The 13,432-nt window shown below is 45.0% G+C and carries 15 protein-coding genes; 11 read left to right on the forward strand and 4 right to left on the reverse strand.

Going from position 1 to position 13,432, the window contains the following annotated elements; translation table 11 throughout:
- The first annotated feature begins 111 nt into the window (after window positions 1-111).
- The 6 genes from FHW36_RS27165 to FHW36_RS27190 all read left to right on the forward strand — a co-directional run bounded on the left by FHW36_RS27165 (window position 112) and on the right by FHW36_RS27190 (window position 5,105).
- Window positions 112-687, forward strand: a complete 576-nt coding sequence (locus tag FHW36_RS27165) for a histidine phosphatase family protein (protein WP_145673959.1) — start codon at window positions 112-114, stop codon at window positions 685-687.
- A gap of 17 nt (window positions 688-704) precedes the next feature.
- Entirely contained in the window at window positions 705-1,424 is a 720-nt protein-coding gene (locus FHW36_RS27170; RefSeq protein ID WP_145673960.1) for a response regulator transcription factor, read from the forward strand.
- Window positions 1,408-2,766: a sensor histidine kinase gene (locus tag FHW36_RS27175; protein ID WP_145673962.1), complete on the forward strand. Its 1,359-nt coding sequence runs from the start codon at window positions 1,408-1,410 to the stop codon at window positions 2,764-2,766. Before FHW36_RS27170 ends, FHW36_RS27175 begins: the two co-directional genes overlap by 17 nt.
- Before the next feature lie 109 nt (window positions 2,767-2,875).
- On the forward strand, window positions 2,876-3,361 hold the full coding sequence (locus FHW36_RS27180; RefSeq protein WP_145673965.1) for a hypothetical protein: 486 nt from the start codon (window positions 2,876-2,878) through the stop codon (window positions 3,359-3,361).
- A gap of 10 nt (window positions 3,362-3,371) precedes the next feature.
- A complete protein-coding gene (locus FHW36_RS27185; protein ID WP_145673967.1) occupies window positions 3,372-4,286 on the forward strand; it encodes a bestrophin family protein in 915 nt (304 codons plus the stop codon).
- A 141-nt stretch (window positions 4,287-4,427) separates the two neighbouring features.
- Complete coding sequence (locus tag FHW36_RS27190) at window positions 4,428-5,105, forward strand: TIGR02117 family protein (protein WP_145673969.1); 678 nt, start codon at window positions 4,428-4,430, stop codon at window positions 5,103-5,105.
- A 61-nt stretch (window positions 5,106-5,166) separates the two neighbouring features.
- Here the strand turns inward: FHW36_RS27190 and FHW36_RS27195 are convergent, their stop codons facing one another.
- Window positions 5,167-5,568, reverse strand: coding sequence for a hypothetical protein (locus FHW36_RS27195; protein ID WP_145673971.1), 402 nt, complete (start codon window positions 5,566-5,568; stop codon window positions 5,167-5,169).
- 419 nt (window positions 5,569-5,987) lie between these two features.
- Between FHW36_RS27195 and FHW36_RS27200 the strand changes: the two genes are divergently transcribed.
- From FHW36_RS27200 to FHW36_RS27215, 4 genes are all read left to right on the forward strand, one after another.
- On the forward strand, window positions 5,988-6,686 hold the full coding sequence (locus FHW36_RS27200; RefSeq protein ID WP_145673973.1) for a dihydrofolate reductase family protein: 699 nt from the start codon (window positions 5,988-5,990) through the stop codon (window positions 6,684-6,686).
- Between the two features lie 14 nt (window positions 6,687-6,700).
- Complete coding sequence (locus tag FHW36_RS27205; RefSeq protein ID WP_145673975.1) at window positions 6,701-7,282, forward strand: Crp/Fnr family transcriptional regulator; 582 nt, start codon at window positions 6,701-6,703, stop codon at window positions 7,280-7,282.
- A gap of 80 nt (window positions 7,283-7,362) precedes the next feature.
- Complete coding sequence (locus FHW36_RS27210; RefSeq protein WP_145673977.1) at window positions 7,363-7,746, forward strand: VOC family protein; 384 nt, start codon at window positions 7,363-7,365, stop codon at window positions 7,744-7,746.
- Window positions 7,747-8,094: 348 nt separating this feature from the next.
- Entirely contained in the window at window positions 8,095-8,454 is a 360-nt protein-coding gene (locus tag FHW36_RS27215) for a nuclear transport factor 2 family protein (protein ID WP_145673979.1), read from the forward strand.
- A gap of 79 nt (window positions 8,455-8,533) precedes the next feature.
- Here FHW36_RS27215 and FHW36_RS27220 read toward each other — a convergent pair whose 3' ends face one another.
- Window positions 8,534-9,217 (reverse strand): response regulator transcription factor, encoded by a 684-nt coding sequence (locus tag FHW36_RS27220; RefSeq protein WP_145673981.1) that lies wholly within the window; start codon window positions 9,215-9,217, stop codon window positions 8,534-8,536.
- 1 nt (window position 9,218) lies between these two features.
- A complete protein-coding gene (locus FHW36_RS27225) occupies window positions 9,219-10,736 on the reverse strand; it encodes a sensor histidine kinase (RefSeq protein WP_145673983.1) in 1,518 nt (505 codons plus the stop codon).
- A gap of 150 nt (window positions 10,737-10,886) precedes the next feature.
- Here FHW36_RS27225 and FHW36_RS27230 point away from each other — a divergent pair, with 150 nt between their 5' ends.
- Complete coding sequence (locus FHW36_RS27230; RefSeq protein ID WP_145673985.1) at window positions 10,887-11,690, forward strand: GLPGLI family protein; 804 nt, start codon at window positions 10,887-10,889, stop codon at window positions 11,688-11,690.
- Window positions 11,691-11,874: 184 nt separating this feature from the next.
- Here FHW36_RS27230 and FHW36_RS27235 read toward each other — a convergent pair whose 3' ends face one another.
- A complete protein-coding gene (locus FHW36_RS27235) occupies window positions 11,875-13,359 on the reverse strand; it encodes a transglutaminase domain-containing protein (protein WP_145673988.1) in 1,485 nt (494 codons plus the stop codon).
- Window positions 13,360-13,432 lie beyond the last annotated feature (73 nt).

Genomic DNA, 13,432 nt, shown 5'->3' on the forward strand with positions numbered 1-13,432 from the left:
TTATACTTTTAATATACAAAAATTCACTGAATTATAATTACTACCGTAATTTTACTATTAACCCCGCCATGATTTACCTATATTTGTCCCCCGGAATTCAAAACAGCCCATATGACCCAAATTGCGATTATCCGCCATGGAACTACTTCCTGGAACAAAGCCGGTAGATTACAAGGACATTCAGATATCCCCCTGGATGAAGAGGGTATTATGCAGGCGCTTAAACTTGGGCAGTGGCTCACCCGTGAATCATGGGATCTGGTGTATTCGAGTCATTTAATAAGGGCCAGGCAAACCGCTGCGATCATAGCCCAGGAATTACAAATCAACACGGTTATTGAAGACAGCAGAATCGGGGAAGCCGGGGGAGGCCTCATCGAAGGCACCACCGAAGCCGAACGACTCGCTAAATGGGGTGAAAACTGGAAACAAATGGACCTCGGCATGGAAACCAGCGCCTCCGTACTCCAACGGGGCAATGCCTTCATCCAGGACCTGCTCGCCGAAAACCCGGGCAAAAGAATACTGCTCATCACCCACGGAAGCTTCATCCGCCAGATGCTGGATGCCCTCCTGCCGGAAATGCATCCTACACCGCCCATGAAAAATACTTCCCTCACCAAACTACAGTTTACTGATCCTCACTGGCGCTGCGACCTCTTTAATTGCGTACGCCATCTCGAATAGCCTTATCTTTACCCGTCATGAAGCTATTACTGATAGAAGATGAACCTGCTGTAGTATCCGTTATCACCCGTGGCCTCGCCGAAGCCGGCTACGAAGTGAGCGTAGCTCCCGACGGCAACAGCGGCCTCCAAATGGCGCTCAATAACCCATCCTTCCGCCTTATTATACTCGATGTAATGCTGCCCGGCCTCAATGGCATAGAAGTATGCCGCTCCCTGCGAAAAGCGCAGCTGGAAGTGCCCATACTCATGCTCACCGCCCTCGGCACCACCGAAAATATTGTGATGGGACTCGATAGCGGCGCCGATGACTACCTCGTAAAACCCTTCAAATTACAGGAGCTCGAAGCCCGCATCCGCAGCCTGCTCAGAAGGAAAACCAATAATACCGATATTCCTGTTGTACCAACGTCGCCGGCTATACTTAGTTTGGCCGACCTGGAACTGGATACAGATACTAAAACCGCCAACCGGCAAGGGAAAACCATTGCCCTGACCGCTACAGAATACCGGCTGCTGGAATACCTGCTGAAAAACCCGCGGAAAGTACTCTCCCGCCTGGAAATACTGGAACAGGTATGGGGCATCGAATTTAATATGAATACCAAAGTGGTGGACGTATATATCAACTATCTCCGGAAAAAAATTAATAAACATAACCCGGCAGAACTCATTCATACCGTAGTGGGACTCGGATACATGATCAGGGAAAATAAGGCCGATGAAAATACGTACTAAGATATTACTGCTGTTTGCCGGTTTAACCGTTTCTACCATCCTCATGATGAGTATACTGGTGTATTATTTCGCCAACCAGCACTCTTTCGAGGACTTCTACAAACGACTGGAAATACGCGCCTATCTCAGTGCCAAAGCCACCCTCCCCTATTACGAATCCGATTCGGCCATCTATAATGAAATCCGGGAAGAACACCTGGAAAAACTCCCTTCTGAAAAGGAATACTTCCTCCCCGTAGCCGCCGACGGCTCCATCCATAACAATGAACAGCTGGCGCTCCCCGCCGACTTCTACTCCCGGGTGATCCGGGAAAAAAAGGCCACCTACCGCGAGGGCAACCACTTCTACGAAGGAGTGCTCTACAAAAGCAAACAGGGCCTCTATATTGTGATTGTTTCCGCTATCAACAAATACAACGCAGAATACCTGGGCTGGCTTCGCAGGATCTTAATCATCAGCTCCGTGGCATCGAGCCTCATATTGGTAGGCGCCGGCATTTTCTTCTCCCGCTATATACTCCAGCCCATCCGGCATATGATGGTACAAGTGAAAAGTATCAGCTCCCGCAACCTCCACCTACGGCTCAACGTAGACAATAGCGGCGATGAAATCAATGACCTGGCCAATACCTTCAATAATATGCTCGACCGCCTGGAAACAGCCTTCGAAACCCAGAATAACTTTGTGAGCAACGCCTCCCATGAACTGAGCACCCCGCTCACCGCCATCATCGGCGAAGCTGAACTGGCCCTTAATAAAGAACGGACCTCCGAAAAATATATCTATTCCCTCCAAAACATCCTGAGCGAAGCAGGGCGACTGGAACATATCACCAAAAGTCTTCTACACCTGGCCCAGACCGGCTTCGATGGCAAAAAGCAGGAATGGAGCCAGCTCCGCAGCGATGAATTGCTGTTTACCGTAAAACATACCATCGATAAACTCCATCCCGGTAATAAGGTGGAAATCGATTACAGCCTCTTCCCCGAAGAAGAAGATAAACTGCTGATCCCCGGCAATGAGCAGCTGCTGGAGCTGGCCCTCAGCAATATTGTGATGAATGCCGTGAAATATTCCAATAACCAACCGGTATCCATTGCGCTGGCCGCCACCGAAAAGAAAAATATCATCATCGTAAAAGACCTGGGCATCGGCATCCCCGCGGAAGACCTCCCTTACATCTTCTCCCCCTTCTTCCGGGCCTCCAATACCTCCCATTTTAAAGGGTATGGCATCGGTCTGCCACTGGCCATGAATATCATCCGTATGCATAAGGGCGATATCATCGTGAACAGCCAGGTAAATTATGGAACCGAGATCCGGGTGGAACTTCCACTGTAGAGCCTGTTTTCTTACCGAATTCTTACCACATTCTTACAACCTTTTAACCCCACTCTTACTGGTTCCTTATATGCGCCCAATAATTTTGTGATCATAAAAGCTACCAGATATGAAAAATATTCTAATTCCAACAGACTTCTCCATACGATCTCTTAGTTATGTGCACAGCATTGTGGCACAACACCCATACGAACAGGTAAATATCATATTGATGCATGCTTTACAGATGCCCGACTCGCTGTTCGACCTGGTTACCTACACCCGCAACAGCAGACACGTAGAACTGATTTCGGCCGACTTCCAGGATGGCTGTGAAATTATTCGTAATAAATATTCTTCCGCCATTCACCAGTTGAAAATTGAATTCTTTCACGGCAGCACCCGCGCAGCATTGCGCAACTTCCTGCTGGCACAGAACATCGACCTGATCATACAACCCGTAGATCATGAATATACACCGCCTTCCAAAAGAAGCTATGATCCGGAAAAACTGATCAGCAAATGCAACTACCCGAAGATGAAGATTCAATTGCAGAAACAACGGTTTGTGGCCAACAGGTCCACCATATCAGCACTTTTGCTGGCAACAGAATAAAAGCAAGGTTATGTTACTCAAGAAAAATATCCCCCTTAAATATGTATTCGGTAAAATCAGGTTTGAAATCTTGCTGGTAGCGGTTTATTCGCTCACCATCAACATCCTTTATTACCAGTATGATGTCACCAACCTGGTGATCCCCATTGCAGTGCCCATGGTGTTGGGTACCGTACTTTCCCTCCTGCTGGCCTTCCGGTCTAACCAGGCCTACGACCGCTGGTGGGAAGCCAGAACCATATGGGGCGCCATTGTAAATGATTCGCGCTCGCTCACAAGGCAGGTACTCAGTTTGATGGATGCAACGTATCAGTCGGAAGACCTGACCCTATTCCAGGAGCGCTTTGTAAAGCGACAGGCAGCATGGTGCTATAGCCTCGGACAATCGTTACGTAAGACAGATCCGCTCAAAGGTGTAGACAGATTATTAACAAGAAGGGAGCTTAACTACCTGATGAAATATGATAATGTGCCCGCTGCCTTGTTGCTCTTACATGGAAAGGACCTCAAATATGCCCTGGAACAAGGATGGATTAACCAGTATCAGCAAATAGCGCTGGATGAAACCTTGTCGCGGCTCTGCGATGCCATGGGAAAATGTGAACGCATTAAAAACACAGTATTCCCGGCTACCTACAGCCTGTACACTCACTTTACGCTCATTTTCTTTATACTGTTATTGCCCTTTGCATTAATAGATGTGCTGGGATTTATGGAGATCCCACTGGTAGTGGCCATTGCCTCTTCTTTCCTGCTGATAGAAAAGATGGCGATCAACCTGCAGGATCCGTTTGAGAACAAACCTACCGATACGCCGGTGACCACCATTTCCCGGAATATCGAAAAAGACCTCCGGCAAATGCTGCATGAGCAATACCATGCGCCGGAAGAACCAGAAGAAAAGCCAGCCTACTATGTGCTGTAAAGATACTTTGTGTTTAAGGCGTTCTTCCCAAAGAACCGTAATTTATAGCGTAGCGATCAAGCCCCCACTTCAGCGGGGGCTTTTTTAATAACAGCATAATAAATAAAATGGCTAATTTGTTGGTTTCATAAAACTGTTGCCTTGAAGAAAGTACTGAAGTACATCGTCTACACGCTGTTAACCTTTTTTAGCCTGATCGGTATATACCTGCTATCTGCGTATACCCTTTCCCGTATGAGCACCACCAAAGAACTGGTGAGCGACGCAGATATTCCCATTTACATCCTTACCAATGGAGTGCATACCGACCTGGTAGTGCCTGTTCGTACCCCACAAATCGACTGGAGCACCCATATTCCATACCATAACACCATTGCCAACGATAGCACCGCCCAGCTCCTCGCCTTCGGCTGGGGCGATAAAGGATTTTACCTGGAAACGCCCACCTGGGCCGATCTGAAAGCAAGTACCGCCTTCAAAGCCGCCTTTAATTTAAGCACTGCCGCCATTCATGCTACCTACTATCATCAACTCAGAGAAGATGAAAGCTGTCGCAGGATTATGATCAGCGCCTCCCAATACACCCGGTTAGTACAATATATCAACAACAGCTTTAAAACCGGCGCCAATGGCCTGCCGGTGAAGATAAACACCCACGCCAATTATGATAACAACGATGCCTTTTATGAAGCCAAAGGCAGCTATAACCTCTTTCATACCTGTAATACCTGGGCTAACAGTGGGTTAAAAAGCTGCGGACAAAAAGCCTGCCGCTGGACGATTTTTGATACGGGGATATTTTATCAATACAGGCAATAAACAAAAAGCCTCCCGGCATTATACCAGGAGGCTAAAATATCCACAGATAAAAGGGAAACAATTACATGGCAGGAGCACCTGAACCATCTACAGTGACAGCTTCCGCTATCCCGTTGTTCAATGTGCGCACGCAATAACGATCTACCCCATTAACAGATTGTAAGGTGGTAATATCATATAATGCGGATCCGTACTTCGATTCCAGCTTGTTCACTACATCCTGCGGAACATAAGTTTCCATTACAGGAAGTGCAGCCTGTGGCATCATATTCCCGGATTGCGCGGGTGCGACGATTTCAATATGTTTCTTTTCTTCCTTACGCATTCTCCTCTCTTCCCTTCTTTCTTCTTTCTTCATATGGTGACGATGTCCCATCGTATGCCCAGTGGCAGTTGCAGGTATCATTCCTAAGGCAACCAGTCCTATACCTGCTACCAATACATAATTCATCACCTTTTTCATAGTCTTATGGTTTTAGATGAAAGAATCTGTTACCAATACAAAGGTCCGTTATTAGGTATTACGCTGCGTATTTCCAGCAGGGTGAAGAGTAAGGGCACAATGCAGCTCAATAGCTGTAACCAGCACCCGTTAATCACTACAGCCGATAGCAGATAGAGCAGCAGTTGGCAATTTTAACATTGTATAAATATTGGATAGCAATTATGTGTAAGGCATCTCTTTGGAAATTGTTTTATTTTATCTAAATAAAATAAGATTACAATAAAATACCGTTTATATAATATCATCAGCATAGGTCTGGTAATCCTACCTGCGCTAAACGGCCCATTTTTTCTACCTTAGCCGGGAAAAGTCCGGTATTCCTTTGCATTTTTAAAAGGATATCTATCAATGGGCCGCATTACCCTTAACTTCCAACAATGAACAAACCATATATCATCTGCCACATGGTGGCCTCCATCAACGGAAAAATACTTACCGAAAATTGGGAACATCCACAAAAAGTAAAGCAGTATTCTGCACTCTATAATAAAATTCACGAAGACTATCACACACAGGGTTGGATACTTGGCCGGGTATCGCTGGAAAAAGATTTTTATGAGGGCGCCAAGGCAGAGCTCATCCAACCCACCAATACCATGAGCAGGGCCCCTTTCATAGGCGACAAAACAGCCAAAAGCTTTGCGATAACCGTCGACACCAAAGGAAAACTAGCCTGGGATACCAATGAAATCGGTGGCGATCATATTATTGCCGTTCTTACTGAAGATGTCAGCGATGATTATCTCTACTACCTGCAGCGTAAAAAAATATCCTATGTCTTTGCCGGGAAGAAAGAAGTAGATATCAAAAAAGCATTACACCATCTTACCACCTTGTTTCCCATCAAACAGCTCATGCTGGAAGGCGGCAGTATCCTCAACGGCACTTTCCTCAATGAAGGGCTTATTGATGAATTCAGCGTACTCATTGTACCCATTGCGGATGGCACCCCCAATACCCCTACTGTCTTTGAAATTACCAACCAGGCCGGCAAAGGAAAAGCAGCTCTGCTGAAACTGGCGGGTGTGGAGAAGTTAGCGGGAGATGTGGTGTGGCTGAGATATGTGTCGAAATAGAAAATGTTTGCCCAATGACCGACACTGCCTTCTTCCAAACCATATATCATCATCCTCTCCTCCGGGACCACGACTATAAAGCTATCGCCGAAGCGCATACGAAAATCGACCTGGCACCGGGCGCCCTGTTACTGGAAGCCGGCAAAACTGCCCGGGAATTTTATGCCATTGAACAGGGGCTATGCCGGTCGTTCCTGTATGATTATAATGGCAATGAGATAACTACCGAATATTATTGTCCGGGTGACATACTGATAGAATCTTTCTCTCTCTTTCAACGCATCCCTTCCAATGAAAACTTCCAGACGGTATCGGCAGTAACCGCATGGAAGATATCTTATGATGATTTCCAGCAGCTGCTGCAAACAGTGGAAGGATTCCGGGAATGGGGACGACACTGGGCCACCCACCAGCTATTCGTTTTGAAACAACGCTCTATCCAGGCATTCATGATCAGCGCCACCGACCGATACCTGCAGCTGATAGCGACGAGACCAACCATCATCGCTCTTTCTCCTCTAAAGTACGTTGCTTCTTACCTGGGTATAACCGACAGCTCGCTGAGCCGGATCCGGAAAGAAATTACCGCAGGCTAGCATTTCTTGCCATAGGGCAAGTCCATTTTTACCGGCCCGTTTTAATTTTGAATCATTGATTCAACTTTAAAACAGGTAATATGAAAAATGCAGTGAATTGGTTTGAGATCTATACGTCCGATTTTAAGCGAGCTAAAAAATTCTATACAGACGTATTTAAATGTACGCTTACGGATCTGCCGGTCAGCAACGACAGGCATAGCCAGATGGAATACGCCGTTTTTGCCGGCGATGAACAGGCCCCCAACGCCCGTGGCGCCCTGGTAAAACTCGATGTAGCTCCGCCGGGAATTGGTGGCACCCTCATATACTTCGATACCGCAGACATTGAACATACCCTCAGCCGCGTGGAAAGCGCCGGGGGTAAGGTTATCCGTCCCAAACAAGATATTGGCGAATACGGATTCATTGCATTGATAGAAGATTCGGAAGGGAATATGATTGGGTTGCGGTCGATGGAGTAGCCATCAAATGAAGCCTATTACCTCCTTTACAATCGAAATAAAAAACAAGTTGCTGTAGTATTGAACACTACCATTTGTCAACAATACAATAGCCATTCCGGTGGTTGGCTCTGTAAACAGCTAATTATCGTATTTTGCAGCTACGATCAGTAATTCAGCAACCCTAACAGGAACAATGTTTGCAGAAAAAAATGGTAGCTCTTTTTTTCTAACAGGAAAAATAATTGATTCGCACATTGCAGGCAGGGATTATCATGCTGTCCCTGAAACGCTCATCCGTTATAATTGGCCGTCCGGCAAGGAGGCGGGGCCTGTTAGATTATTTTTTAACCACTTAAATTTTTAACCATGACAGTTGAACAAATTGCATCTCGTTTGGCAGAATACTGCCGCAATGAAAAATTTACTGAGGCACAAGCGGAGTTGTATGCTGACGATGCGGTTAGTATAGAACCTTACAGCACCCCTGATTTTGAGAAAGAGACCAAAGGACTGGCCGCCTTAAAGGAGAAAGATCAAAAATTTAACGCAATGGTGGAATCCAGGTTTGGCACCACCGTGTCTACCCCGTTAATTGCCGGAAATTCATTTTGCTTTATGCTCACGATGGACGTCAAAATGAAAGGTAGAGACCGTGGGAAGATATCGGAACTATGCGTGTATACTGTGAAGGACGGCAAAATTATTGCTGAGCAGTTTTTTATGTAAAGTAGCCATTATAGGTAAAGTAAGGGTCGCTTTTTTCTATAAATCCGACCCTTACCCCCTGCAATATATATACTCCGGCTCAATCCAGCACAAATCTATATCCAACCCCTTTGATCGTGAGTATCTGGAGGTTTTCATCTTCCTTTAAATGTATTCGCAGGCGGGTGATATATACATCCAGGTTCCGGCTGTTGAAAAAGGAATCGTGCCCCCACAGCAGATCAAGAATATTTTTCCTGCCGATAATGCCGTCCCGTTTTTCGTATAGCAGTTTAAGCAGTTCGCTTTCCCGGTACGATAACTTTATTTCTTCATTGCCATGGGCGAGTACCTGTTTCTTTGTATAAAAATGGAACTTACCAATCCTGACATGGTCTGCCATGGGAGCCGTGCTGGCAGGTGAGTAACGTAATACATTATCGATACGCACAATCAGTTCTTCCATACTGAAAGGCTTCCGGATGTAATCGTTGCCGCCCAACGTAAATCCTTTCACCAAATCTGTGGTCTGGGTTTTGGCAGTGAGAAACAATATAGGTACTTCCGGGTTGATGTTGCGTATTTCGGCAGCCACTTCAAAGCCATCTTTGTTGGGCAACATCACATCCAGTATGCATACTGCGGGATCGATCGCTTTAAAAACATCCAGCACGTTGGCGCCATCGCTTTCCAGCACTACCTCGAAGCCCCGCCGTTGCAGGCTTTCTTTTACGATCTTACCCAATGATAATTCATCCTCAACATATAGAATTTTAATCTTCATGTCATATCTTTTTTTGCCTTATGATGCGGCCTTTATCATAATAAATAACGGCAGCTTCTGCAAAAGGAATTTTAACGGAAAATATACTGCCTTTATCTAACTCACTCTCAACTTCTATAAAGCCCATATGACGTTGAATAATATGTGACACATAGCTTAATCCAAGTCCATACCCCTTTGTATTATGCCGGTTGCCATTAGGTATGCGGAAAAATTTCTCAAAGATCTTGCTTTTGTATTCTTTCGCAATGCCGATACCATTGTCCACTACACGAATTTCCAGGTATTGTTTATGGTCAATAATGTGTATTAGGATATTGGGTTCTTTTGAGCTATACTTCAACGCATTGTCGAGCAAATTATACAATACGCTGGTAAGATGCAGCTTGTCGGCCATCACAATAAAATTGTTACCTGTAGTTTGCAGGGTGGTAACCGCCCGTTGTTTTTCGAACTGTAGTTTCATAGAGCTCATAACGCTTCTGGCTAACTCCCTGATGTCAAACTGTTCTTTATTGAGACCAATTTCCCTGTTTTCAAACATCGACAATTTTAACACCTTATCCACCAGTAAGCTGAGTCGCTGCATTTCGTGCGCGGAAATATCAAGGTATTCATGGGTAGTTTTACGGTCGTCGAGCACGTCAAAACTCCTCAGCGCTTCAATCGCTACATTCACCGTAGCAATGGGTGTTTTCAGCTCATGGGTCATATTGCTGATAAAGTCGTTTTTGAGCTGGGCCAGCTTCCGTTGTTGCTTCAGGTTGCGGTATAGCAGCAGGAAGGAGAAAATGGTGACGCCGAGTAATAGTACAGATATCAGTATCGGCTGACTAATACGCCGGAGCAGATACCAGCTGTTATTTTCAAAATTCACCTGGTAACTAATTGGTTTAGTAAAACCCACGGTAACAATATTATTCTCCAGGTCGTCGGGGAAAGGACCAAAGTAGCTGCGGGTGGTATCAGCAGGCACGGTAGTAACAGTAAAGCCGGCATCTATTTTTTCCCGCTGTAATGCTTTAGCATAGCGGTCTACCACCTCGTTGATTGTAATGGAATCACGGAGGGAATCCACGCCGGTGAGGAAATCAAATACCCGTACAGACGGCGCGTTCTGGGTACGGGCATACTGCACATTATAAGTTTCATGTACCGGTGGGTTTACCGTTTTTAGTGGTTCTGCCGATTGGTCATCGGCCTTCATTGCCACGATCATAGCCGGCTTTGCCCGTGCTATTGTAACCGTAGAATCCTTAAAACGTTCATGTAACACACTGGAAATCCCCATCACCCCTTCCCTGTCGGTAATGTGTATGCTGACGGTGGAATCCAGTTTCAGCTTGGTTGCCTGCAACCGGAAAATGGTTTCCCGGAAAAGAATATTGGTGCGGGATTTAAACAGCTTCTCTTCCTCCCGGTAATTCTTGCTTAGCCAGTATGCCTGGAAAGCAGTAATAAGCAGGATCGACAACGCTATCAGGAAAGCGGTAGCCGGTATGGAAAGTTTATAACGCATGTGTGGTAAGTAATAACAATACTAACGCAAATCTATCAAATCCCAGGACCCCGCCAGAGAACATTAACCTAAATTAACATTAAGTCAAGCTACATTAACCTGTGTTGCCGCCAGAAGGAAATAGCTTTATTTTCTTAAAATATATACCAGATGAAAAAAACTATTTGTACGCTTCCCGCCCTGCTGATATTGCTTTCGGTATATGGGCAGCAAAAACAGGGAAAGGTGGTATATGAGCGCACCACACAGATGGAAATACACATACAGGGATTGGCCGACGACATGGCGCAATCATTACCACGTTCGCATAAAGACAAGCTCGAAGTATTGTTTGCCAACGACCAGTCCCTTCGCCGCGCTGTGGAGGATAATACACCGGAAGAATTGGCAGAACCGGAAGGTGGTATGCAGGTACACATGGTAATGGCTGGCGCAGGAGATATAATCTACACCAACCTGGCAACAGGACAAATAATAGAAGGAACTGAATTTGGCGCAAAAAATTATATCATCGCCGATAGCGTCCGGCATCCCAACTGGAAGCTCACCGGGGCCACCACTACCATTCTGAACTATCCCTGTCAACAGGCAGTCATGCAGCGCATTGGCAAAAGATCCAGCACCACGATGGAAAACGGTAAACTGGAAACGAAAGAGGTAGCCGATACAGCCGACATCGTTGTCTGGTTCACGCCTTCCATCCCCGTATCGGCGGGGCCAGAGTACCAGGGACAGCTGCCAGGGCTGATCCTGGGAATTGATATCAACAACGGCCGCACGGTGTACACGGCCACCTCATTAAGCGACCAGGCAGATCTCACAGTGATCAAAGCGCCTTCAAAAGGAAAGAAAGTGACCCGGGCAGAATTTGAAAAAGAGCGGGATAAACTAATGGGAACGATGCAACGCAGTCACGGCGCCAGGGCGGCAGGAACCATACGTATTGCGCAGTAGAAGTCAGTAATGATCAAAAAGCTCCGGGAGTAACCCAGTCATGGTCGGAAGAAATTTCGCCCATTTCTTTTATGTTTTAAAGTAAAGATCAGGGTCTCCTCCACATAAGACAACAATTTGAGCAATTGTCAGATCCCTGATTTATGAGATAGTGCCTCTACTAAAGTGAAAGTTCCAATCACCACTATCTCCAATATGGCTTCTCGTTGTCATAAGTAAATGGCCGTTCCAACCGTCCATCCCCAACTTCGTTGATAAGCCGGTATATCGTATTTGCCGGGACATGTTGAAATTCAATAACTCCAGTTGATTCACATTTCTTTGTAGCAAGTTTTTCCCATTTTCCATTAACGTCATAATATTCTAAAGTATATGATTCACCTTTAGCAACACTAGAACGCGCACCGGTATTTACTTTATCCAAACACATAATAGCATAAAAGCCACTTGACGGAGCCACTATATGTACGTTACCTGATGTATCTACCAAAAAAGTTTTACCAATAAGCCTATATCCATCCTGGATATCTGGAATACCTACACTATAGAGCATATCGACTCCCATATTTTTAAAAATCCCCTTATTGTCTGCTTCAACTTTACCCCAAAATACCGGGGTCCATCTACCATAATTATATACGCAGATATAGGCAAAAGGAACTTTGATATCTCCAGGTAGACTAAAGGGAATATTCACAGTCTCTCTGTGTTGGGTTGTGGCGTCAATCCAATGATCATTCTTTAAGTAAGGAATAGCAAAATTGTAGCCGCCTACGAGCGGTTTGATCTCTGTTGACCATATCCTTTGGTTTTTGAAGGTCATCCAAAATATTTTACTAGCATTGGCTAAGCGATTTCTTTCAGGAGTGACCATTTTTCCCGTAGAATCCATAAAAAGAACTTCTGCATGATCTCCATTTTTACTTCCCCATTTAGGCACAAGGGCAACCGTAGCTGGAATACCAGCAGATTTAAGCATATAGGCATATAGAATTGCGTAATGATAGCATGCACCTTTCTTAATACAAAGTAATTCGTCTAACGAAGGAGAATGGCTGAGTATAGTATGATCATCTCCCGAAAAGCTAAACCATTTACCAACTTCTCTATTAAGCTTCCAATAAACGACATCAGTGTTAGCTTTTTCATAGGCCATAGAATCAATAACCGTCCGATACTGTTCTATGAAAAAATCTATGTTCTTGCTTGGTGCCTCCCGCAGCACCTTATATGGTAACAGATAATTTAAAAATAAGCTATCAGGTTTATCTTTAGTCCATGGATATCGTCGCCACATTCCCACCGCCTGCTCTATATGTCTATCGATATAATCGGTAGAAAAAATCTGCAAATCACTCACTTCCTCTCTTTTATAATCAAGATCCATATTGGTTAACATCGCATCAAGAATACTATCATTAGCAATAGTATCTAGCCGGATATCTCTCTCACGCCCAGTCGCATTATCTATAAATGTAATCTTCTCAGATGTAAGGTCTCTATTATTCTCTCGTAAATACAAAACAGATTTCAGATATAAACTATCTCCCTTTTTTGAATACTTCTCAATTAAGGTGCTCCAATTCACTGATTCTCTTTTACAGCCACTTAACAAGCAAATTACAACTCCTAAAAGAATCGTAGGAGAAAGTCGTTGTGTAAAGTTCATCGTCATAAATTTCAAGGTACATGATGTGCAATAACTCAAGGTAAATTAGCATCAGAAGGCACCCAACATAATC

The sequence above is a fragment of the Chitinophaga polysaccharea genome (genome assembly GCF_007829335.1).
Taxonomy (GTDB): domain Bacteria; phylum Bacteroidota; class Bacteroidia; order Chitinophagales; family Chitinophagaceae; genus Chitinophaga; species Chitinophaga polysaccharea_B.

What these genes read in the sequence shown, in the direction of transcription:
- FHW36_RS27165 (WP_145673959.1), top strand. Translation starts at nt 112, where the DNA reads ATGACCCAAATTGCGATTATCCGCCATGGAACTACTTCCTGGAACAAA.
- FHW36_RS27170 (WP_145673960.1), top strand. Translation starts at nt 705, where the DNA reads ATGAAGCTATTACTGATAGAAGATGAACCTGCTGTAGTATCCGTTATC.
- FHW36_RS27175 (WP_145673962.1), top strand. Translation starts at nt 1,408, where the DNA reads ATGAAAATACGTACTAAGATATTACTGCTGTTTGCCGGTTTAACCGTT.
- FHW36_RS27180 (WP_145673965.1), top strand. Translation starts at nt 2,876, where the DNA reads ATGAAAAATATTCTAATTCCAACAGACTTCTCCATACGATCTCTTAGT.
- FHW36_RS27185 (WP_145673967.1), top strand. Translation starts at nt 3,372, where the DNA reads ATGTTACTCAAGAAAAATATCCCCCTTAAATATGTATTCGGTAAAATC.
- FHW36_RS27195 (WP_145673971.1), bottom strand. Translation starts at nt 5,568, where the DNA reads ATGAAAAAGGTGATGAATTATGTATTGGTAGCAGGTATAGGACTGGTT.
- FHW36_RS27200 (WP_145673973.1), top strand. Translation starts at nt 5,988, where the DNA reads ATGAACAAACCATATATCATCTGCCACATGGTGGCCTCCATCAACGGA.
- FHW36_RS27205 (WP_145673975.1), top strand. Translation starts at nt 6,701, where the DNA reads ATGACCGACACTGCCTTCTTCCAAACCATATATCATCATCCTCTCCTC.
- FHW36_RS27210 (WP_145673977.1), top strand. Translation starts at nt 7,363, where the DNA reads ATGAAAAATGCAGTGAATTGGTTTGAGATCTATACGTCCGATTTTAAG.
- FHW36_RS27215 (WP_145673979.1), top strand. Translation starts at nt 8,095, where the DNA reads ATGACAGTTGAACAAATTGCATCTCGTTTGGCAGAATACTGCCGCAAT.
- FHW36_RS27220 (WP_145673981.1), bottom strand. Translation starts at nt 9,217, where the DNA reads ATGAAGATTAAAATTCTATATGTTGAGGATGAATTATCATTGGGTAAG.
- FHW36_RS27225 (WP_145673983.1), bottom strand. Translation starts at nt 10,736, where the DNA reads ATGCGTTATAAACTTTCCATACCGGCTACCGCTTTCCTGATAGCGTTG.
- FHW36_RS27230 (WP_145673985.1), top strand. Translation starts at nt 10,887, where the DNA reads ATGAAAAAAACTATTTGTACGCTTCCCGCCCTGCTGATATTGCTTTCG.
- FHW36_RS27235 (WP_145673988.1), bottom strand. Translation starts at nt 13,359, where the DNA reads ATGAACTTTACACAACGACTTTCTCCTACGATTCTTTTAGGAGTTGTA.